This window comes from Paraburkholderia sp. SECH4 (assembly GCF_030511745.1).
Taxonomy (GTDB): Bacteria; Pseudomonadota; Gammaproteobacteria; order Burkholderiales; family Burkholderiaceae; genus Paraburkholderia; species Paraburkholderia madseniana.
Window position 1 is genome coordinate 132364 of sequence record NZ_JALOCP010000020.1, and the last position, 21553, is coordinate 153916.

General features: G+C 59.1%; 21 protein-coding genes and 3 pseudogenes. 13 read left to right on the forward strand and 11 right to left on the reverse strand.

What is annotated here, in order from left to right; translation table 11 throughout:
• Positions 1–94: 94 nt before the first annotated feature.
• A pseudogene (locus M0D67_RS25065) lies at positions 95–232 on the reverse strand (DUF4148 domain-containing protein); the annotation flags it as partial.
• 197 nt (positions 233–429) lie between these two features.
• Here M0D67_RS25065 and M0D67_RS25070 point away from each other — a divergent pair.
• Together M0D67_RS25070 and M0D67_RS25075 are read left to right on the forward strand one after the other, a co-directional pair.
• Positions 430–1359 (forward strand): LysR family transcriptional regulator, encoded by a 930-nt coding sequence (locus M0D67_RS25070; RefSeq protein ID WP_266240141.1) that lies wholly within the window; start codon positions 430–432, stop codon positions 1357–1359.
• Positions 1360–1636: 277 nt separating this feature from the next.
• Positions 1637–2488 carry an oxidoreductase gene (locus M0D67_RS25075; RefSeq protein WP_266240142.1) on the forward strand — a complete coding sequence of 284 codons (852 nt, stop codon included), beginning with the start codon at positions 1637–1639 and terminating at the stop codon, positions 2486–2488.
• Positions 2489–2792: 304 nt separating this feature from the next.
• Here M0D67_RS25075 and M0D67_RS25080 read toward each other — a convergent pair whose 3' ends face one another.
• Together M0D67_RS25080 and M0D67_RS25085 are read right to left on the reverse strand one after the other, a co-directional pair.
• Positions 2793–3062 carry a hypothetical protein gene (locus tag M0D67_RS25080; RefSeq protein ID WP_266240143.1) on the reverse strand — a complete coding sequence of 90 codons (270 nt, stop codon included), beginning with the start codon at positions 3060–3062 and terminating at the stop codon, positions 2793–2795.
• Positions 3063–3086: 24 nt separating this feature from the next.
• A complete protein-coding gene (locus M0D67_RS25085) occupies positions 3087–3455 on the reverse strand; it encodes a glutathione S-transferase family protein (protein WP_266240144.1) in 369 nt (122 codons plus the stop codon).
• A 392-nt stretch (positions 3456–3847) separates the two neighbouring features.
• On the opposite strand from M0D67_RS25085, the gene M0D67_RS25090 reads away from it, so the two are divergent.
• Together M0D67_RS25090 and M0D67_RS25095 are read left to right on the forward strand one after the other, a co-directional pair.
• A complete protein-coding gene (locus M0D67_RS25090; protein ID WP_266240145.1) occupies positions 3848–4834 on the forward strand; it encodes a LysR family transcriptional regulator in 987 nt (328 codons plus the stop codon).
• A 144-nt stretch (positions 4835–4978) separates the two neighbouring features.
• A complete protein-coding gene (locus M0D67_RS25095; RefSeq protein ID WP_266240146.1) occupies positions 4979–5812 on the forward strand; it encodes an alpha/beta hydrolase in 834 nt (277 codons plus the stop codon).
• A gap of 149 nt (positions 5813–5961) precedes the next feature.
• Here the strand turns inward: M0D67_RS25095 and M0D67_RS25100 are convergent, their stop codons facing one another.
• Together M0D67_RS25100 and M0D67_RS25105 are read right to left on the reverse strand one after the other, a co-directional pair.
• The gene (locus M0D67_RS25100) at positions 5962–6663 is read right to left on the reverse strand and encodes an alpha/beta fold hydrolase (RefSeq protein WP_266240147.1); all 702 of its coding nucleotides are present in this window, start codon (positions 6661–6663) and stop codon (positions 5962–5964) included.
• A 100-nt stretch (positions 6664–6763) separates the two neighbouring features.
• A complete protein-coding gene (locus M0D67_RS25105) occupies positions 6764–8722 on the reverse strand; it encodes an NAD(P)/FAD-dependent oxidoreductase (RefSeq protein WP_266240148.1) in 1959 nt (652 codons plus the stop codon).
• Positions 8723–9293: 571 nt separating this feature from the next.
• Here M0D67_RS25105 and M0D67_RS25110 point away from each other — a divergent pair.
• Entirely contained in the window at positions 9294–10655 is a 1362-nt protein-coding gene (locus tag M0D67_RS25110; protein WP_266240149.1) for an aromatic acid/H+ symport family MFS transporter, read from the forward strand.
• A gap of 30 nt (positions 10656–10685) precedes the next feature.
• On the opposite strand, the pseudogene M0D67_RS25115 reads toward M0D67_RS25110, so the two are convergent.
• Both M0D67_RS25115 and M0D67_RS25120 read right to left on the reverse strand, forming a co-directional pair.
• Positions 10686–10943 (reverse strand): annotated as a pseudogene (locus M0D67_RS25115) (helix-turn-helix domain-containing protein); the annotation flags it as partial.
• A gap of 442 nt (positions 10944–11385) precedes the next feature.
• On the reverse strand, positions 11386–12015 hold the full coding sequence (locus tag M0D67_RS25120; RefSeq protein WP_266240150.1) for a TetR/AcrR family transcriptional regulator: 630 nt from the start codon (positions 12013–12015) through the stop codon (positions 11386–11388).
• 151 nt (positions 12016–12166) lie between these two features.
• Between M0D67_RS25120 and M0D67_RS25125 the strand changes: the two genes are divergently transcribed.
• The 5 genes from M0D67_RS25125 to M0D67_RS25145 all read left to right on the forward strand — a co-directional run bounded on the left by M0D67_RS25125 (position 12167) and on the right by M0D67_RS25145 (position 16600).
• Positions 12167–13288: an alkene reductase gene (locus tag M0D67_RS25125; RefSeq protein ID WP_266240151.1), complete on the forward strand. Its 1122-nt coding sequence runs from the start codon at positions 12167–12169 to the stop codon at positions 13286–13288.
• A 132-nt stretch (positions 13289–13420) separates the two neighbouring features.
• A complete protein-coding gene (locus M0D67_RS25130; RefSeq protein ID WP_266240153.1) occupies positions 13421–14167 on the forward strand; it encodes an SDR family oxidoreductase in 747 nt (248 codons plus the stop codon).
• A gap of 126 nt (positions 14168–14293) precedes the next feature.
• On the forward strand, positions 14294–15439 hold the full coding sequence (locus M0D67_RS25135; protein WP_266240155.1) for an MFS transporter: 1146 nt from the start codon (positions 14294–14296) through the stop codon (positions 15437–15439).
• 25 nt (positions 15440–15464) lie between these two features.
• On the forward strand, positions 15465–15683 hold the full coding sequence (locus M0D67_RS25140) for a hypothetical protein (RefSeq protein ID WP_266240157.1): 219 nt from the start codon (positions 15465–15467) through the stop codon (positions 15681–15683).
• A gap of 224 nt (positions 15684–15907) precedes the next feature.
• On the forward strand, positions 15908–16600 hold the full coding sequence (locus M0D67_RS25145; protein WP_266240159.1) for a cytochrome b/b6 domain-containing protein: 693 nt from the start codon (positions 15908–15910) through the stop codon (positions 16598–16600).
• Between the two features lie 46 nt (positions 16601–16646).
• On the opposite strand, the gene M0D67_RS25150 is transcribed toward M0D67_RS25145, so the two are convergent.
• Positions 16647–17108, reverse strand: coding sequence for a CHRD domain-containing protein (locus tag M0D67_RS25150; protein WP_266240161.1), 462 nt, complete (start codon positions 17106–17108; stop codon positions 16647–16649).
• A 759-nt stretch (positions 17109–17867) separates the two neighbouring features.
• On the opposite strand from M0D67_RS25150, the gene M0D67_RS25155 reads away from it, so the two are divergent.
• Positions 17868–18086 carry a hypothetical protein gene (locus tag M0D67_RS25155; RefSeq protein WP_266240163.1) on the forward strand — a complete coding sequence of 73 codons (219 nt, stop codon included), beginning with the start codon at positions 17868–17870 and terminating at the stop codon, positions 18084–18086.
• Between the two features lie 105 nt (positions 18087–18191).
• Here M0D67_RS25155 and nudC read toward each other — a convergent pair whose 3' ends face one another.
• Positions 18192–19136: an NAD(+) diphosphatase gene (gene nudC, locus M0D67_RS25160; RefSeq protein ID WP_266240180.1), complete on the reverse strand. Its 945-nt coding sequence runs from the start codon at positions 19134–19136 to the stop codon at positions 18192–18194.
• Positions 19137–19350: 214 nt separating this feature from the next.
• On the opposite strand from nudC, the gene M0D67_RS42130 reads away from it, so the two are divergent.
• Together M0D67_RS42130 and M0D67_RS25165 are read left to right on the forward strand one after the other, a co-directional pair.
• Positions 19351–19632: a ferredoxin gene (locus M0D67_RS42130; RefSeq protein ID WP_367892353.1), complete on the forward strand. Its 282-nt coding sequence runs from the start codon at positions 19351–19353 to the stop codon at positions 19630–19632.
• Positions 19574–20200, forward strand: coding sequence for an MBL fold metallo-hydrolase (locus tag M0D67_RS25165; RefSeq protein ID WP_367892354.1), 627 nt, complete (start codon positions 19574–19576; stop codon positions 20198–20200). Before M0D67_RS42130 ends, M0D67_RS25165 begins: the two co-directional genes overlap by 59 nt.
• 108 nt (positions 20201–20308) lie before the next feature.
• On the opposite strand, the gene M0D67_RS25170 is transcribed toward M0D67_RS25165, so the two are convergent.
• Both M0D67_RS25170 and M0D67_RS25175 read right to left on the reverse strand, forming a co-directional pair.
• Positions 20309–20869, reverse strand: a complete 561-nt coding sequence (locus M0D67_RS25170) for an HAD domain-containing protein (RefSeq protein ID WP_266240167.1) — start codon at positions 20867–20869, stop codon at positions 20309–20311.
• A 301-nt stretch (positions 20870–21170) separates the two neighbouring features.
• A pseudogene (locus M0D67_RS25175) lies at positions 21171–21553 on the reverse strand (hypothetical protein); the annotation flags it as partial.

Genomic DNA, 21553 nt, shown 5'->3' on the forward strand with positions numbered 1-21553 from the left:
TACTGTCGTTCCGAAGACTCGGCGTGAATCTTGACGCCATTGTAGTAGTCCTTGTGGGGCATTTTGGCGTGGGACTTCTATACACCACAATAGTCCAGTCACTCGGGTTGCAACCCGCCCTCTCGCCCTCGATGAGTTCGGCACAAACCCGCGCGCGAGTAACCAGTTGATTCGACTGCGCGAATGTTGCAACCTGAGCCACGAGCACGGCAACTAGCGCCCCTGCCTTGATGCCACCGTTGGAGGCTCCGCCCGATCAGCGTCGACGCGCCATGTTCGATGCCTACACGACGCAGTGGTACCGCGATCATGCGGAAGCCTGCAGAATGGCGACCTGCTGAGGCACCCGATGCTGCTACCACTATGCAATCGCAGCTCCCGTCCACCGCTGGACTCAAGCCCGGCACGCTTGTCTTCCGGAGTGCTCGCATGCAACAGGACTATCTCGACGGCCTGGCGACATTCATCGCTGTCGCTGAGGAGAAAGGCTTCTCGGCCGCGGCGATCAAGCTTGGCGTCTCCCCTTCTGCCGTCAGTCAGACGATCCGGAATCTCGAGCGCCGATTCGGTGTCGCGCTCTTCAACCGGAACACCCGCGGGGTAAGCTTGACTGAAGCGGGAGCGAACTACATCGATCGCGTCGCGCCTGCGGTCCGGGAACTGATTCTCGCATCCGACGAGTTGGGCTCTGCCTCCGAACGTCCCGCCGGCTTGCTGCGCATCAACACTTCGCGCGCCGGCCAGATGATCGTGCTGCAACCGATCCTTCGTCGCTTTCTCGAGCGATACCCGGATATCCGCATCGATCTGGACATCGATAACACTCTTATCAATATCGTCGGACGCGGCTTCGACGCAGGCGTGCGCTTCGGCGATCTGGTCGAGCGCGACATGGTTGCGGTCAAGGTCGGGCCGCCGATCGCCGCATGGATTCTCGCAGCACCAGACTATTTGCTCCGACGCGGCACGCCAACGCATCCGCGCGACCTTTTGAATCACGATTGCGTTTCGTTCCGCCATAGGAGTACTGGGCAAATCGAGCGCTGGATATTTCGGAAAGAAGTCGAGACCCAGGAGATGTCCGTGAGCGGACACCTCGTCGTCAACGACTCGGCCGCGCTCGTGCAGGCGGCACTCGACGGGATCGGGATCATCTACATGATTAACGGATATGTAGAACGCCTCGTCGAACAAGGCAGGCTGGTCCGCGCGCTAACCGAATGGAGCCCGGATCTGCCCGGATTCACGTTGTACTACCCCGATCGCCGGCGCGTGTCACCTAAATTGCGTGCCATGATCGAATTCCTGCGCGAAGAACAGATTACAGCGCGGCCGTCAGTTGAACTACTAGACGACTAGCGTCGCCAGCACAAAATGTGCAAATCTGGTGGCCGAACTGTCACCTCGCCGACGGCCACTCGGCATCCTTTCATGCCGAGAATATGCCTTCGTTTTCGATGCACGAACATCGCCTGACACGTCGGCAGTTTGTAGAATGGCTTAATACGGTTTGAACTCCACAGTGGCTGCGCAACGCCTGCATCCGTCGCACAATCGTGGTGATCCGACGACGGAAGCTGCGGGATACGTCGCCGCCCGCGTAGCGCAGCAGTTGTTCACATCACAAGGGGTTTTCATGGCTATCTCCAACGACAAACCGGTCTGGTTCATCACCGGCTGTTCAACCGGCTTCGGCCGCGAGATCGCACGCAAGACGCTTGCTCTCGGCTATCCGACGGTCGTTACCGCTCGCAATCCGGCCTCGCTCGCCGATCTCGCGAAAAAATTTGGCGATCTCGCGCTGGTGCTCGAACTCGACGTGACGAAGTCGTCGCAGATCGATGCCGCGACGCAGGCTGCGCTTGAACACTTCGGCCGCATCGATGTCCTCGCAAACAACGCCGGCATAGGCTACTTCGGTTCGTTCGAGGAAAGCGAGCGCGACGAAGTCCGTACGATGTTCGACATCAACTTGTGGGGCCTCGCAGATATGGCGCGCGCAGTGTTACCGACAATGCGCAAGCAGCGTTCCGGAACGATTGTGAACATTTCGTCAATTGGCGGGATCGTCGCGTTCCCGGCACTCAGCTTCTATAACGCGACGAAGTTTGCGGTTGAGGCGCTGTCCGAATCGCTGTCCCAGGAGCTTGCACCACTCGGCGTGAAGGTGCTCATCGTAGAACCGGGTCCGTTTCGCACTGCCTGGGCCGGCCGCTCGGCCAACCAGGCACCACAGATCATCGCTGACTATGCGACGACCGCCAAGGCCCGCACCGACTTGATCCGCGGCTACAGTGGCAAGCAGCCGGGCGATCCCGCGCGCGCCGCCGACGCCATTGTCAAGGCGGTCGAGAGCGAAAATCCTCCGCTGCGCCTGCTGCTCGGTAAGGCCGCGCTGGCGAATGCAACCCTGAAGATCGATGCACTGAAGCACGACTTCGACAACTGGGCGGAACTATCAAAGAGCGCGGATTATCCGGAAGCGTAGCTACGGAAATCGTATGCGCACGACGCTCCACTAACATCGCATTATCCGTCGCTTGGTCTTCAATCGGGCGGTAGCCACCTTGCACGCCGACGGCTTTCCACGTTCCGGGCGCCGGTAGGTGATCCAATTCGGCGCATTTTCTTTATCCGGTCCGAAGAGGAGGCCGTGCGCGTCGCGACACCCACCTCTGGCCGGCTTGAACTATCGGCATGGACGTCTATCCGATAAATGCGCGAGAAGAGGATGACAATTCGCCTCAGCCTAAAAGTGAAAGGCAAATCCGTGCCTGCGGGACGAGCGCTTGCTACGCACCGTTACCGTTGTCCGCACTAACGAGTCCTGAGGCTTGCAGGTCCTTCAGATCGGGAAGTGTCGAAGAAAATGCCGTCGATTGCATGGCGTGCTGCGCAAGAACCGCCAATTTCGGAAAGGTTTCGCTATTGACCGCAAGGGGCATCACCACAGCGGCGCTCTGGAACGCAATGACTGTCATGACGTCGGCTTGCGAGATTGTTGAACCGAGAAACCAAGGATCCGCGTGCGCCGCGTTCAGCGTATCGAGCCCGATCAGCATCTGTTCCTGATATCCCGCCTGAAGCTACGTCAATCGATACGCCTCCGGGCGTAGCATCACCTCATCGCAATAGCGAGCCAGCTTGTCGTAGCAGGCCGTGGCATAGCCGACAAGCTGCATCGCAAGTATGCGTTCAGGGCCGCCGGCCGGCATCAATCGCCGCGCGGGCGGCACCAGGCTATCCAGATAGTCGACGATTGCACCGCTATCGATTAGCACCTGACCGTCGTCCAGTCGTAAAGCGGGCACTCGCATCATCGGGCTAAACGCCCTCACGTGTTCGCGCTGCTTGTACGCATGATATGGCAGATGCCCGAACGGAATCTTCAGGAGATTCAGCGTTACGCCCACACGGCGCGTGTAGCCGGACAACCATGGCCCCACCAGTTGCATAGGGAAATCTCCAGGGGTCCACGTCCGACAGCACGAAAATCCCAAGTTAAGTCACATTATGCCGGGTTAGCGCACGAATTCGCATCGACCGCAGCTAAACACCGGTCATTGCAGACATTCGTGCGCGGAGCGATTCACCGCTTAGGTCATTTTCTTGCGCCAGCTAAGATCTACGTTGACATCAATGGTGGGCTTCGTCGCCCCGGTTTAGACTGCACGCTGGGTTTGACGGGCTCGAACGCGCGCCGAAACAGAGCACCGTGACGGCCGCTGGCGCCTCGCCTGCCCCACTGTTTCCTGGGCTGTCCCACGCGCCTGCGGCGCGTCGGGAGGCGTCCGCATTTTTAACCGGTAATTCTAATGAGGTGTGGGCAATGGATATCGTGCTGGCAATGAGAGTATTTTCCCGCGTAGTCGAAACAAAAAGCTTCACGCGCGCGGCCGAGACTTTAGATATGCCACGCGCACGGGTGACCGTGACCATCCAGAGTCTCGAAGCGCACCTGAAAACACGTCTGCTGCAGCGGACGACGCGCAGCCTCAACCTCACGCCGGACGGCGCTGCCTATTACGAGCGGTGCGTGCGTGTGCTCGCGGACATCGACGACATCGAGAGCTCGTTTCTGGGCAAAGAGCGAGCGCCGCGCGGCAAGCTGAGGGTAGACATGCCCGGGGCACTCGGGCGCCTCATCGTCATGCCTGCGCTGGGCGACTTTCACGAGCACTATCCCGAAATTGACCTGGTGCTCGGCCTCGGGGACAAGCCTTTGGATCTCGTGCAGGAGGGCATCGACTGCGTGGTGCGGATCGGTACCTTGCAGGATTCGACTCTCGTGGCGAGACGCGTTGGTGTCTATCAGGGCGTCACCGTCGCGAGTCCGGGGTATCTCGAGAAGGCCGGTACGCCGCGGACGCTGGCCGAACTCGCCAATCACCGTGCGGTGAACTACTACTGGGGCCGCACGGGTCGGATCATGCCGTTCACGTTCGAAACCGAAGGCAAAGTGGTCGAAATGAAGATGCGCGGCTCCATCGCCGTGAACGACGCCGAGGCCCATCTCGGCAGTGCGCTGCACGGCCTCGGCATCGTCCAGGGCGCCCGATTCATGGCGTTGCCGTACCTCGAATCGGGGGCACTGGTCGAGATTCTTTCGCAATGGAAGCCGCCACCGCTACCCATTTCCGCGGTATACCCACACAACCGCCATCTCTCCGCAACCGTGCGCGCGTTCATTGACTGGATCTCCGAACTCTTTCGCGACAGTCCGTTGTTGTCCAGCACGCCCGAAGCTGAAGCGCGGTGCCGCCCCGCGAGTATCGATGCCCAGGACGCCGAGGTGATCGACCTTGCGGGCGACGAAGCGGAGCCGATTGCATAAGAGAGGCACGCCCACCGGGAGCAACGAAGCATTGTTCTCTTCATGAGAACACAGTTGACGCGAGTGCGAGATTTATCGGCCCAGCGATATAGCTCAAACTTCGGGCATTGTTCCTGAGGGCGAGAACGCTGCGCGTTGCATAGCATGTCTACCATTTCGCATCCGGATTTGCTGATCGAAGAAGTTCGCATCAATGGACACAGCCAGCCCATTGCCGTGCGCAGCTTCAGACCGCGAGCACAGAAGCGCCCGCTTTCGATCATCCTTTACTTTCACGGCGGCCGATTCACCGCAGGCACGCTTGACGAAACAAATGCCGTGTGCACGGTGCTCGCGTTACACGTACGCGCCTGGGTGGTCTCCGTCGGCTACTCACTCGCGCCCGCGTTTCCCTTTCCGAATGCCGTGGAAGACGCGCATCGCGCGCTGCTGTGGGTACGATCGGAAGCCAACGGTATTCGCGCGGACCAGCGATATATGGCCGTTGCCGGCCACGACGCCGGCGGGAACATCGCGACTTGCGTCGCGGCCATTGCGCGTGATCGCGGCGACGCCAACATCCGCGCTCAGGTTCTGCTCGCGCCGCTGCTTGACCCCAGCATGACGCGCATCGGTCATAAGACGGTGCATGCAACGCCAGGCATCGACGCTCTGGCGGCCAGCTACCGCGCGTACCTGCCCACATTCACGCAGCGCTTTCATCCCTACGCCGCGCCGCTCGAGTCGCGCCGCCTCGCGCACTTGCCAGCGGCGTTCATTGCCAGCGTCGAGCACGATCCGCTGCATATCGAAGCCGAACGCTACGCCGCGTCACTCATCGCCGCGGGTGTCCCCACTGAATGCGCACGCTATGCCAACACGACGCGCGCCGAGATCGCGACGCACACGCCCGCACTGCTGGCGGCAAGCGAATTCCTCCAGCGGCACCTCGCGGGCAGCAATCCACGATGTTTAGCTCGCACAGTCGACTACTATTGAACGCATTTCGTTACAGAACGGAGCGAAATCCCAGGGTAGGATCATCGCGGGGCAAACACCGTAACACGACGAATGCAAACTGGGCCCAACCCTCAACTTGCATTTGTCGCGATTTGCGGGATAGAAATCTCGTGTAATCGACGCATCTTCTAGCTCAGGGAAGTTGTTCGCTCGATGAATGCCTCCGTCAAACTCGCGGCGGCGTCGGCCATCTCCACATGTGGCAAGTGGCCGCAGCGTGGAAAGACGTGCACCTCCGCACCGGCGATCGCATCGCCCCACCGCTTTGCTAGTTCTACCGACACGACACGATCCTCTTCGCCCCACAGGACTAACGTTGGACAGCTAAGCTTCCCGAGCTCAAGTTCCAAAGTTGGGTCGTAGAATCCGGGACCACCAAGTAGCTCGCTGGTCTTCAAATTTCCAGATTCAATTTTCTGGATATCATGCGGATCCTGTGCAAGCGCACGTTCGACAAACGACTGATCGAAATAGTAGCGTCGCAGACGTTCTGTGCGCGAAGGCAATGCTCCCGGTCCACTTCCCGCTGCCCGCTCGCGCATTCCTGCGGGCGCAATCAGTGTCAGGCTGCGAATCGCCTCCGGCACCAGCATGGCTAATCTGCTCGCGAGCCAGCCACCCAACGAGCTACCAACAAGATGGATTCCTCCTAAACTGGCGCAAAACGTAGTGTAGTAGCGGGCCAAGTCGGCAACCGACGCGATCCACTCTGGCCTCTCGTTCTTTCCGAAACCCGGATGCTCAGGCGCCAGTACGTCATAGCTGTGAGCCAACTTATCAAAATAGTCCAGCCAGCCAGTCATTCCGCCGGTACCATGCAGGAACAACACCTTATCTCCCGTTCCACCTCGAAGCATACGAGACTCGGCACCATGCACCATCGTTTTGTGATGGACGTATAGCATTTCGACCACCCATAAGGTCACTTGATCAAGCCGTCTGAAGTTCAGCGACGTCGAGCTCTACATTTGCTACGGCAATGAACTCATCCAGTTCGAATTCGTGGGTGAGCGCCCAAAAATCAACCAGTCGCCACGGTGAAGTCATCGTTACCCGGTTACGTTTGTTCTTGTACCAGCTCGTGACACCACGATGGGACCACACCATGTTACGCAGCTTCTCGTCCACCACATCGTTGTAGCCGCTGTAGATCTCTTCGCACACCTCGATCGAAGCCAGATCCCTCTCGATCATTTCCCGTACCGCTTTCAGAATGTACGTAACCTGGCACTCGGTGTGAAATATCGCGCTCCCTCCGTGCGAAAGGATCGTATTCGGCCCGGCAATGACAAAAAGGTTCGGGAACCCCGGCACCGTCATTCCCTTGTACGCACGGGGATCGTCCTCGCCCCAGACGTCGCGGATCGACACGCCATCCCGGCCACGAATCTCCATCGGCCACAGAAGCTTCGACGCGTTGAAACCTGTCGCGAATACCAGTACGTCAGCGGGATACTCGACGCCGTCAGTCGTCACGACGCCCGTCTTACTGATATGAGAAATCGGGTTGACGACCAAGTCAACGTGGTCCTGCTTCAGCATCCTGAACCAATGGTTGTCACGCAGCAGACGCTTGCCATACGGCGGATAGTCTGGCGTGCACTTTTTGAGCAGTTCCTCGTCCCCATCCAGTTCGTTGTGCATGTACGCGATGATGTTTTCTCGCATCGCGTGATTTTCGCTGTTGAGCGATAGTGCGGGTTGGCTCCATTCCGGATCGATATGCAGTGTCTTGTGGAAGCCATCGGATGCAGCCCAGAAGACGAGGAAACGCGCCCATTCGTTAAAGAGCGGAATGTGTTTCAGCGCCCACCTCTGCCCCTCCGTCGTGTCCCGACGGTAGTTCGCGTTCCCCATCGCCCAATGTGGCGAGCGCTGGAAAATCGTCAGCTGCTCGACCTTGTCAACAATCGCCGGCCCGACCTGCATTCCGCTGGCACCCGTGCCAATCATGGCAACGCGCTTTCCGTTCACGTCGACGCCATGATTCCAGTGAGCGGTATGAACCGTCTCGCCCGAGAAACTCTCCAGCCCCTTGAAAGCTGGGGTCGACGCAACGTTGTGCCCAGCGGCCGTAATGAAAACATTGCATTCGAGCTGTTCGGACTCCACGTCCTGCGAACGGCAATTCACTTGCCAACGTGCACTGGCCTCGTCAAAGTTCGCACTGGTCACCTCAACGTTAAAGCGGATATGCTCACGAAGACCGAACTTGTCCACCGTGTCGTTGATGTATTTCAATATCTCGTTTTGACGGGAAAAATGCCGTGACCAATCCGGATTCGGGTTGAACGAATAGGAGTAGAACTGGTTCGGCGTATCCACGCCGGCGCCCGGATAATCGTTCTCGTACCATGTCCCGCCCAGGCCCGCATTGCGTTCGAGAATGACAAACGGAATACCCGCCTCCTTGAGCCTGATGCCTGTGCAAACACCAGACAGCCCTGCCCCAACGATCACCACCTTGAAGTCATCAAGTGACAGTGATTTCGGATCGGTACGCCACTGCAACGCGCGGGTGTCGACGTCGCCGAGGCGCAGTTCCTCGACGAAAAGCGAGACATATTCTTCCGGAACCTCGGTTCCAACACTGGCACTCATCATCCGGCGCAAGGTTTGCCGATGAGGCGTGCGCGGCACGGTCGCGCCTTCAGCGGCGTATTGCTTCAGTGTCGCCACCAGCTTCGATCTGATCTCCTCCTTCAGATCGTCGGGGATCGACTCAAGGAAGTTCCACGCTCCCTTGATATGCGGCGCAACCTCGTCGAGAAGTTCAAAATCGCCAGTCAGATAAACCAGCGTCATCAACGCAGGAACGATATCCGCAGTGTCGAGCGCGGACTTCAACGCCTGCTCATCGCGCGCTGCTTCTGCAAAATTGCTTTCCATATTCACTCCGATCCGTTTTACGTTGTGGAGCCTTCATCCTAGATGGAAATGGATATCTCACCAGCGATAACGCTTGATGTATTCGATCAGCAATTTTGATGAACAATGGACAAGCGTGACGTCACCACGTAGCTGATATTGACGCATCAGAATTTATGATCAGGTTCATCTGATTAACTCATTTGCGTTGCCTTTTTATGCCCCGCTATGCTTCCTCGAACAAACAGCGAATCGGATGCGAAATGATCTAATGAATTGCGACAACACTCACCCAATCAAGGTATAGGCCCGTTGGACGACGAAAGCGTTGCTGACTACGATCAGCGGCTCACCGACAGCAGCGTCGCCTCGGAATAGCTCGCGGTTTGCAGACATCGATACATGTGATCGCTACGCAACAATGCAGAATCGTCGGCCCGTCAAATTCAGAATCCTCACCGCGCTGCACTAGAAAACAAAAGCACGCAGCGGACACAAAGTCACGGAGACGCAACATGCAGCCCTTTCGCGTGAAGCCGGCAGCCATACCCAGCACGTTATGGTTATTCAACCGTATTCAAGGAGACGCGCAATGAACAACAAACGCACAGTCGATGTACAAACTTTCATCGACAGTCAACGTTTTTCGCCTTTTCAATGGACCATTCTCGTCCTGTGCTTTCTGGTCGTGGCCGCCGATGGCATGGACACGGCCGCAGTCGGTTTCATCGCACCTTCACTGGTGCAGGAATTGGGCGTTGCGCGTACGGCGCTAGGGCCTGTGATGAGCGCCGCGCTCGTCGGGCTCGGCATCGGCGCGTTGGGTGCAGGACCACTTGCCGATCGCGTCGGGCGCAGAACGGTGCTGGTTTTATCGGTATTTTTCTTCGGGCTGTGGAGTCTCGCCGCCGCACATGCGCCTTCGATTGAATCGCTAACTTTGATGCGCTTCATGACGGGACTGGGTCTCGGCGCGGCGATGCCGAACGCGGTCACGTTGATGTCCGAATACGCGCCTGCGCGCATTCGCGCAGTTGTTGTGAATGCAATGTTCTCCGGCTTTTCGTGCGGCGTTGCGATTGGCGCGGTGTCGTCAGCGTGGCTCATACCCCACTTCGGCTGGCAAAGCGTGCTGATAGCAGGCGGCGTCGGGCCTATCGCACTGACCTTCGTGCTCGTTATGTTGCTGCCCGAATCCGCGCAGTTCATGGTGACGAGAGAACACGGCCACGCACGCATCGCGCGCGTTCTTTCGCGCATCGCAGGAGACGCACGTTTTGACGAATGCCACTTTGTCGCGATTGACGCAACGGTGGAGAATCGCGGGTCCGCATTGCGGGTTGTGCTGTCGTCACGCTATCGCTTCGGCACGCTAATGCTATGGCTCGCGTACTTCATGGGCCTGCTGATCTATTACCTGCTGACGAACTGGCTACCTACGCTTTTCAGGGACGCGGGATTTTCAGGCCAGAACGCCGCGCTGATGACATCGCTGTTTCCGATCGGCGGTGTGGCAGGCAATCTTGGTGTCGGCTGGCTGATGGACCGCTTCAAGGCCAATCGTGTAATCGCCTGCACATACGTCGTGTCGGCGGTGCTGGTCATGCTGGTGGGACACGGCATCGGGCATCAACTGTGGCTCGGCACACTGATCTTCCTGACGGGAACGGTCGCTACGTCCGCAGTCACGTCAATGTCCGCGCTTGCCGCGAACTTCTATCCGACGGAAGGGCGCGCGACGGGCGTAGCGTGGATGATCGGCATGGGACGCATCGGCGGTGTGACGGGCGCGCTGGTAGGTGCCGCGCTGATGGGATTGGGCTGGCAATTTGGTTCGGTGTTTAGCCTGCTCGCCGTGCCCGCGATGATTGCCGCATGCGGCGTCTATGCAACGGCAAGAGGCGTGCGCACGTCGAGCATCGAGGACGCCAAATTGACGCCCGCGGTGGAATAGCATTTCGGACGAAGTTTTCTAGATGCTTCTTCAGACATCCATCCGCGAGTCGCGTCGGACCGCATTGGGCGGAACGCCAAACCCGCGCATGAACGCGTCACGCAGATGGCGGCGATCGCGAAAACCGGACTCTCTGGCGGCGACATCAAGCGGATGTCGGCTCTGTTCGATCATCAGCCGCGCAGCCTCCGGTCGCAGTCTTTCGATGGCTTTGGCTGGAGACTGTCCCGTTTCGAGTGTGAACACGCGGCTAAACTGGCGCGGACTCAGATGAACGGCCTCGGCCAGAGCGATAACTCTTGAAACATACCACTCCATACGAGCGAATACGCAATGAGCGTGATGGTCACCGGATGAATCCGCTGGCCATCTGTGCAAGAGTCGCCACCACTCCAGACGGACTGCGCTACGTGCGCCATGAAGAGCCAATGCCGCCCGAACATAGCAATACACAAAATCGCACGCAGTGTTTATGAGTAGGCATGGGACAAGACCTGATCCATTGCCAACATCCCTGCATATGAGCGCTCTCGTCGAGGTGCAGGAAGGTCAAGATGTCGTTCGCGCATTTGAAATGGATATTGAAGCTGGATCGTCTGCAATTGCGCGGACCCAGTGGCGTACACGACCGAGGCGACCCGCGCCAGAAACCGCCGGTGCAGCTAGATGCAAAGCGGTTTTTTCAGAATCCGCCCTTCCCGGCCAAAATCCGTCCGTTACACAACACGCTTCAACGAGCGTTCGAGCTCTCTTCCAGCGCGAAATTCCTAAGCAGCATCCGGCGGCTCGCGTTCAGTATTTCATCTCCGAGCTGAGGATTGGCGCTGGCTACCGCCCGCGAAAGGGTGAGCGCACCGACCATCTGACTGTAGAACGCGATTGCCTCCTGGCGCGCTTCATCCGTATTTTTGCCTTCGGAGCGCTGTTCCATGACGAGCCCTGTCAACGTTTCAATCATAGTCTGCAGGCCGCTTGCAAAGTGCAACTGTGCCTCATGACCAAGCCGGCGGACGTCCGCAGTGAGGCCGGCGACTGCGCAACCCTGCTCGATATCACTGCAATGCGTGGCGGACAGGTAAAAGTCCACCTGTCGGCTCAGCCGGTTGCTGTCCGGCTCAATCGGCGCGGCAATGGCTTCCTTCAGGTCACCATTAGCCTTGTCCATCGCAGTCGCCACAACCTCAGCGGCCAGCGCCTCCTTCGATTTGAAGTGGTTGTAAAACCCGCCTTGGGTAAAGCCCGCGGCCTTCATCAGAACGCTAACGCCCACACCATCGATTCCATGCTCACGGAACAACTTCTCTGCGGCCGCAATGATGGCCTTCCGGTTTTCCACCGCCTGCTGTTTCGTGACACCCATCGTTCAATGCTCCCCATCGTTGTTAGTTCAATTATAACCATCTTTGAAAAAAACAATTACGATCGACATTGACTTTTCGAATTCCACCCTCCAAACTCGCTGTCAATCACCATTGTGACCAGGCAAATCCATCAATCCCGTGGGAAAAATCATGAACATCGAAAGTAACCAACCCCTGCTCCAGCCGGTTCGGCTAGGGCACCTCGATCTGCCCAATCGTGTCGTCATGGCGTCGCTGACGCGCATGCGCGCGGCCAATCCCGAGCTTGCCCCGACGGCCTTGCACGCCGAGTACTACGCGCAGCGCGCTTCGGCGGGGTTGATCATCAGCGAAGGGGTGTTCGTGAGCCGCGAGGCCGTTGGCTGGGCAGACGTGCCCGGACTCTGGAGTGATGCTCAGGTGCGCGGCTGGCGCGTGGTGACGGACGCTGTGCACCGCGCGGGCGGTCGGATCGTCGCCCAACTCTGGCATACCGGTTCAATAGGGCATCCGGATTTCGACGCCGGCAAGGCGCCGCCATCCGCTTCAGCGGTCAATCCGGAGCAGCAGAGCGTGACCGCGGCAGGTCGCAAAGACACTGTGGTCCCGCGCCCCATGGAAAAAGACGAGATCCGTCGCACGGTCGCCGATTTTGGCCGGGCTGCGCGCAACGCGATCGCCGCCGGCTTTGACGGCGTGCAGATCCAGGGCGGCTATCACTACCTGTTCAATCAGTTCCTCAACGTTCACACCAATCTACGTACAGATGAATACGGCGGTTCGACGGAGAACCGTGCGCGGTTTCTTTTCGAAGTCGTGGAAACGGTGGTCGATGCAGTTGGAGCGCAGCGCACCGGCATCAAGACGGGACCCGCGACGTCGGAGACGGGCGCGTTCGTTTCCAATGACGAAACGCTTGCTACCTCCGAATATGTGATTGGGCGGCTCAACGATTTCGATCTCTCACATCTGCTGCTGATGGGAGCAATGGCCGACCTGTCGGCGACGCCACTGGCCGCCATGGCAGGCGACGGCATGTTCCGCCATTTCCGCGAGCTCTACCGCGGCAACATCATTGCGAACGTCGATATCGATCGTGCGCGCGGTAATCGGCTGATCGAAGCGGGACTGGTCGATATGGTCGCCTTTGGCCGCCCGTTCATCGGCAATCCGGATCTGCCGGCGCGCTTCGCCGCCGATGCGCCGCTTGCCGAAATCAACTGGCCAAAGGTCTATGGCCCAACAGCCGAGGGCTACACCGACTATCCCGAGTTTCAGGCTGTGCCGGCATGACGTGCCGCCACTCACGTCTGCGGAAAACGATCAAGACCAGCACCGAAGCAGCCAATCGGGCCCTCGCGCCCGAAGCTGTTCGGGAACATCTTTCGGCATTGACGCCACTCGTCATTTCTATTTGAGCTAATCATGAAACTCACGGGCAACACAATTTTTATCACCGGCGGCGGCTCGGGTATCGGCCGCGGTCTCGCTGAAGCGCTGCACAAGCAAGGCAATCAGGTGATCATCTCCGGCCGGCGCGCCGAGCGTCTGCAAGCGACCATCGATGCGAACCCTGGCATGCGGGCGGTGTCGCTCGACATCACCGATCCGGCGGATATCAAGGCTGTCGCCGCGAGGCTGATCGCCGACTATCCCGGTCTGAACGTGTTGATCAACAACGCCGGCATCATGTTTCCCGACGGCGCCGAGGGCCCGGTCAATGACGAACTGCTGAGCTCGACCGTCGACACGAACCTGCTTGGGCCGATCCGCATGACCTCGGCACTGATCGAGCACCTGAAGGCTCGGGACGGCGCGGTCGTGGCAAATGTCACGTCGGTACTCGGCTTCGTGCCGATGGCGATCACGGCGGTGTACAGCGCGACCAAGGCAGCATTGCATTCATACACGCTCTCACAACGCTATCTGCTTCGGGACAGCAAGGTTTCGCTCATCGAGATCGCGCCGCCCTGGGTCCGTACCGAGCTGATGAACAGCAGCGAGGAAGAGCGCGCGATGCCCCTTGATGAATTCGTTGCAGGCGCGATCGAACAACTAGGCACGGAGGCCAACGAAATACTCGTGGGTCCGGCCGTGAACATGCGCGCCAATCCGGGGCCCAACGAGCACGCGTGGGTTAACCAGTTCAACGACATGATGGCTGCCGGCTAAACGCCGGAAGACACGGTCAGCAGCTTCGATCCAGAACCGCGCACAAACGCCTGAGCGCCTCGCGTCGCGATATGCAACGCGGGGCGCTCTCGCGGAGCGAGTGGGACGACACCGCAGAGAATACAAGTGATACGAATTCTTTGGCCCTTTACGCTCGGGGCCTTTGCTCTCGGGCTCGACGCGTACGTACTGGCCGGGCTTCTGCCCGCCATGGCGCATGACCTTCACGTACCGCAAGCATCTGTTGGCCTTGGTATAGCTATTTTCACGGCTGCGTATGCCGTGAGTGCACCGACGCTTTCCCCGCTCGCTGCGCGCCGATCGACGAGGCTCGGGTTGCTCATGGGTTTGGGCCTGTTCACCCTCGGCAATATCCTGACGATCACGTCGTCTTCCCTGCCGGTGCTGTTGTTGTCGAGAGGAGTCGCTGGCCTGGGCGCCGGCATCTTCTCGCCGCTTGCGTCTTCCACGGCGGCCAATATGGTCGACGCGTCTCAAAAGGGCCGAGCGTTATCCACCGTGTTGGGCGGACTGGGATCGGGGACTGCTTTCGGCGTTCCCGTGGGTCTCGCTATCGACAGGTGGTTCGGATGGCGATGGACGATCGGCCTGCTCGTTCTCCTCGGCTTGATTGCAGCTGCGGGCGTGGCGCTCTACGGGGCGGAACTCCCAAAGGTGCGGACTGTCGACTGGAAAGCGCGCCTGTCCGCACTCAGGGCGCCATTCAATCTGGCGACGTTGTCCGTTACGTTCTTCACTTCGTTTTCGGTGCTAGGTCTCTATACCTATATCGCAGAAGTCATGACGTCCAGAGGCATGACTGATCGTGTCGGCATGCTGATCTGGTTGTGGGGTGTAGGCGGGATGATCGGCTCGCTGGGCATTGGCAAGGTGATCGACCATCACCTGCCACCCTCCCGTGTCACGCCCATACTACTTTGCACGATCGTCATAAGTTATCTGCTGGTGGGCTACGTAGGCGCTGCCGGCGCGGCGGTGGGTTGTTTCGTCTGGGGCCTGGCCGGCTGGGCAACGATTGCTCCGCAGCAACATGCACTCATGAGTAATGACCCGGCGAATTCCGTGGCCGCTCTGGCGTGGAATTCTTCGATCAATTATCTCGGTGGTGCAATCGGCGCTGCGGTTGGCTCTGTCTTATTGAGTTCTTACCTCGCGCCGACGTCGCTGCCTTTGTTTGCCATGGTCGGCGTTGCTGTTGCGATTGGAATCCACAGCGTCAAAATGAGAATTCCGGTCGGTACGGCGCCCTGACTTTGACAGGCCCAAGCTACTGGAGATGCAGGCCATTCCGCCAACACCAGCGGCTCAATCAGGAAAGCGACATGCCATAACGGCGCCGGTGGTGCCGCTCGTCGTCAAATCTTTCAGCGAGCGCCATCCCGACGTCAGAATCTCGCTGCTGGAGCGCGACAGCCTTACCATTGCCGAGGGCTTGGTGGAAAACGTCGCGGAGATCGGAATGCCTCTAGTCGACATACTTCCAAGGAAGGAGTGAAGTATATTCACTCACAATCTAAGAGGGGGATACGCGGAAATAGCCAGTTGAGGTACCGGTATAGGTTGATCCCCTTGGCGTTGCAGGTATCGACCAAGGACCGCACGCCTGAACGGCGTCGGATCATTTGCTGACGGCGCTTAAATGCCCCTTCCGTTTCGTTGATCCCCAAAGGCCGATCACCTTCCAGATCAGGCCGACGCATGCTTGAGGAGGCCCGACGTATGAACGCTGACGAACCTGTGACGCCGGCGGTGCAACCGGTTGGTCGCCGCGTGCTCGTGTGGGATGCGCCGACCCGGCTGTTTCATTGGCTAACGGTGGTGCTGGTCGCGGCGGCTTATGTGACGCTGAAGCTCAATTGGATCGACTGGCACGTGCGTAGCGGCGAAGCGCTGTTGGCCTTGCTGCTCTCCAGGTTGCTGTGGGGTTGCTTCGGTAGCGAGACCGCGCGGTTCAGAAACTTCGTGACCTCGCCAGCGCGTGCATTGAGGCATCTGTCGCACCTGTTTCGCCGTGAGCCGGATGTGCAGGTCGGCCACAACGCGGCGGGCGGCTGGATAGTCTTGGTGCTACTCACATTATTGTTGCTGGAGACGCTAAGTGGTCTCTATGTCTACAACGAGGTTGCGGATGAGGGGCCGTTGAGCGAATGGGTACCCGCCTGGATCGCCAATGCGATCTCGACGCTGCATGCGGTGGTGTGGAATGTGCTGCTGGCGGCAGTCGCTCTGCACGTGCTGGCGATCGTGCTCTACGCGGTGGTGAAGGGACACAACCTCCTGCGTCCGATGCTAAGCGGCTACAAGACGTTACCGACTTCGGTGGCCGCGCCGCGGCAAGCGCCAGCCTGGCTGGCGCTCCTGCCGCTCGGGATTGGCGCCACCGTGGTGGTGTTGCTCGCGGCTTATCTCTGAGCCTGTCGCGACCGGCATATAACAGGGCCCGGCGCCAGTGATTTCGCTAGTTGCTCTTCGGCGGCAGGACCTGGCCGCGAATCTCGCCGCCCGGATTGGTCTTGGTGTGGACGTTGATGTACATGTTGCCGGATTCGAACATCTGGACGTCGTCCCCAGACAGCGTGGCTTGACCGCTGAACGGACTCGTCACTTCCATGGTCCCTTTCTGCGACAGCCATACTTTTACGCCAGCATTCTTCCCGGTCGAGGCTGGGCCGTGGAAATGCGCCATGGTCGCCTGACTACTCAAGCCGCTATAGGTAATGTTCCACGTCACGACGTGCGTACCGGAGTCGTAAGTGAGGTTAGCGGTGCCACTGCCCGGTGTTTGCACTGGAGGCACCTGCTGGTCGCCCGTCAGTCGTACCGTGAAAGAAACCGGCGCCGCTTGCGCGAGCGTCATCATGCCCGATAGAACGAGACCGGCGAACAGCATAAGGGTGCGTCGCGAGATCGAAACTGTCATTTGGTTTTCTCCGTTTTGGGTTTCCCCTTTGCTGACGCCGCGGTCGGCCTCGATTCGCGCGAATGACATCGTTGGCGTTGCGGGCGGACAGGAGTAAGACAAGCATAGACTCAAGCTGGCGGTAACTCCAACTTCCGATCCTCATGGCGAAGTCATGCAGTGGGCTGCGCGGCCTCAGTGGTGGACGCCAACTTGTTGTAGACAATCCTGGAACGAGATACGGCAGGTTGGAAACGTGAGCAACCTGTTGCAGTAGCACCTTCCAGCAGCCATCCCATACGCGATAGCCGGTCTCGTTGACGGCGATCGAAAGCGCCGCGGCTTCAGAAGCTTCTGCGTCTGCTTCGCTCCACGCGGCGAGCGACACATCTGGGTATCCCAGATCCACACCAGCTTTCGACCATGTCGAATCGTCACGATTGAACCATAGCTTTACCTCACTGGCAAAGAACGCGAGGCTTTGAGCGAAACGCGACATCGGTTCAAAAAAAGCCCGCGTTAGCGGGCTTAACCGCATCTGATGATACGGAGGAGACGCGATCTAACTAGCTCAGACCAATGTGACTGCAGTTCTGCACACACGGTCCGTACGGGAAAATTTCCCTCGAACTCAACACATACGTGAAGCGGCAAACTCAAAAGACGCTCGCCTACATTGGAGCTAAGAATAGCCCTAACTCTCCAGAAAGACAGTAGCCAGATCTGAATTCTGAAGTACGCTGCGATAAACAATCGTATTGGTTCTCTGAGACAACCTCAATGGGCCTGCTCGGCCTGCAGGTCGCCCATATCGTGATCGACGATGGCATCGACGGAAAACAGGTGCATACGCGCTTCACTGACCACGTCAAGCGGAAGGGCCCCGACATACTGCTCGGTATCGACGCCATCGCCGATGCATTCTGGTCACTTCACCGCCAGCACCGCTCGGCGTGGACGCACGAGCTAGATCCGCGCCCTTTCAAGGAAGCGTTCTAAACGATCGCGACCCTAACTCCGTCAATCTCGAAGGGTCAACAATGAAGCTTATCGGCCCATGGTTTTCCGGCTATACCCGTCGGGTCTGCTTCACGCTAAAGCTGCCTAGCTACCCAATACCAAGGTCCCCCCTGCGACATACGCCTGCAGCAAATGGTGGGCAATGGCGAATGGCTTAGGCGCCGACAGTCCACCTGAATGGGTTCCCGCGAGCATCGCCGACGCTTCTGAGCGCGAGAACCATCGGGCGTCTTCGAGTTCCGCCGTGTCAACGACGATGTCCGTAACGCTTGCCTGCGCAAAGTAGCCGACCATGAGCGACGAAGGAAACGGCCACGGCTGGGAGGCATAGTAGACCACCCGGGAGCACTTCACTCTGGCCTCCTCGAACACCTCGCGACGCACCGCGTCTTCAGCGGTCTCGCCCGGCTCAACGAAACCCGCGAGTGCCGAGTACATCCCTTTGGTGAACTGGCGCTGGCGTCCAAGCAGACACCGTTCGCCATCGATCGCTAACATGATCACGACTGGATCCACCCGTGGAAAGTGGCGTGCACCACAGTAATCGCAGACGCGACGCCAACCGGCCAACGAAGCTCGGCTTGCGGAGCCGCAGTTGGCGCAAAAGCCGTGGCCGCGATGCCAGTCGAGCACGGACTTCGCCTGGCCCAGTATTCCGAGGACCTCAGGGTCGACGAGGCCCTGCAGCGCGATCGAGCGGAGGTCGATGCGATCACAGACCATGCCTTGTGACTTGCCCTCTTGTTCGAGGGCAAGAGTAAAGCCGAGTGCAAAGCGCCCGCTGCCGTCGCTCTCTTGCCCGAGAAAGACACTTTGAACCGGATGCCCGAAGGTAGCCGCTTCGCTTTCGAGGAACCACGCGTCGTGCCCGTTGCCACGCTTGAGCACGGGGATGTCGAGGACAAAGATAAGAAATCGAGCGCCTGGGTCACTGCGGAGACGCTCGATGAAGACGTGATCGTCCCGCTTTTCGGAGCGACGGTCGAGCGGGTTGTAGTTAAAGCCAATAGAGGCAGAAGAGACCGTCATCACGAACATGGATAGGCGAAGGGGTCGACTTCCAAGTATGGCACGACGTCTTGTCAAGTGTCGCGAGCCATTCCTGGGATGAATCTGTCAGAAACTCGCGAGCCGCAGTGCGGATGTGCTTGCGATCGAAAGGCAAACTAGGCGCACCTCAATTCCCAATCGCGCAAAGATGCTATCTTTGAACCGTCTACCCAATATCAGCCGGGAGCGCGCTATGGCGGAGGACAAGGGTGATGTCGACGATCATTGGCACGTAAGCGCAGCCTGCTTCAACTGCGGTGCGGTTCGAACGGCCGCTCCCAATCTGTTCATCGAGCGAAACGGCGCTTCGGCGTTTGCTCACCAGCCTGCCAGTGAACAGGAAACAGAAGATGCGTGGCGAGGCGTCCTCATCTGTCCGGTGGCTGCCGTTCGGCCGCCAGAAGGCTTGCGGGAAGATGCCCACAGGCCTCTTCCCGCAAGCCTTGGCTCCCGGCGTGTGGAGGCTCGGGTATAACGCCCGCTCTTCGTACGGCGCTCACAGCTACATCACGCTTGCAGGCGGCCTGCGTCTGATGATCGACGGGCCGCGCTGGTCCGGCCACCTCGAGCGCTGGATCGCGGAAGCTGGAGGATTGGATCATATCCTGCTGACCCACCGCGACGATGTCGCGGACGCGGGCATCTATGCGAAGCGCTTTGGCGCCCGCGTCTGGATCCATGCAAACGACGCCGATGGCGCTCCGTTCGTCACTGACGTCATCACGGGTGATCTGGCGCATGAGATGTTGCCGGGCGTTCGGGTCATTCCCATGGCGGGACATACACGGGGAAGCGTCATGTTCCTCATCCGTCACGCCCTTTTCTCTGGAGACTCACTGTGTTGGGATTTCCGCAGGCGCGCTCTGCATGCCTTTCGGGACGCCTGCTGGTACGACTGGTCCACCCAACTTCGCTCCCTCGAGCGACTCGTTCACGAAAGCTTCAGTGGCGTGTTCGCCGGACATGGCGGAAGTATCGCTCTGGATACACCGACCATGCAGCGGGAACTTCGAACGTTGCTCGATACGGTAAAAGCGGACTGAGACTTTCCCGGCAAGTTGATCGCAGTGCCCCGTCTGAGGCGCAAATTCATGCGGACATCGTGCAGATGGAGGACACCATCGGTTCCATGCAATAGCAAAAGCTACTTCCTAAACTGATACATGTATCTTTCGCAACGCTTTCCTCAAAGCGTCCCGAGTGCTTGCGTCACCTAGCGCTTTGTCGGGGTCACATAGCACGAGGTTATCCCTCGCTGTTTCGAAACCGTCGCGCCTGTCATCTAACGCGAGCCACTTTACGAGGCGATGGCGGCTCACGTACCGAAGCACCTGTTGCCCTCTGGGAATTCCATACCAGAGATGTGCATCGTAAAATCGTGTGTGATACGTCGCACCGACTACCTTGTCCCGCAGGGCTCTCACTGGCAACGCGTCGCGCGCACGATTGAAGCCGAGTACTTTCACCCAGGTCGTGGACAGGACAATCTCAACGTCCGGATAAGGCTCAAGTGCCTCGGCAAGTACCTCGGCGTACTCGAAAAGCCGGATCCGGGACGGGTCGCTACTGACAATCCCGTGCCTGGTGCGATAGGCGTCGCCCCGGTGGAGGACACCGTCGAAATCCAGCAGAAGCACCTTCCGGTCCGACTGCCCGGTCGGTGGATTTTTTTTCGCCACTGTCGTGGCGAAGTCCGTTTTTGGATCAGTCATTGCTGGAGTTGTTAGAAGCAACAGCCTGCACACTATGCAGCCCGTCAAGATCGCGATACATGATCGGGTACCCGACCACCCACGTCGTCCAGCGCCGCGTACAGCCCTGACACCTCGGCAGCCAGTGATTCGATCCGGGCCACGTTCTTCCTCCCCGGCTAGCTGCGACGGACATACCCCACTGGCGGGCGGTCGGGCCCGCCGTCGCACGTGACGACCTGGCCGGCACCCTGCGTTCCGATGCTGCCTTCGGGTAAGGTCCGTTGCCGGTTGAACACCTCAACGCCCGACTGCATTGCCTTCAGAGCTCGACCACCAGTGCTGGATCAAACGCCGGGTTTTCCCAGCGCAGGTCGGCCGGCGCGCCCGCCATCAGACGGTTCAACGCATAGCCGCGCGGATTGGCGATCACGCGCGTCTGGCCGACACGGTAATCGAACGAATCATGCACGTGACCGTGTATCCACGCATCGGCCAGTCCAAGCAGAGGTCGCAGGTCACTCACGAACGCTGCATTGAGCGGATCGTCCATGTAGCGCGGGTGTACCGAGGCTGGCGCCACGCCGTGATGGGTCACCACGACCGTTCGTCCCGCGAAGGGCAGCGCAAGCTGTTCCTGCAGCCAGCCGAGCGCTTTCTGATGCTCGGCCAGTGCGTGCTCGGGCCGGAACCGCTCGCTCTCAC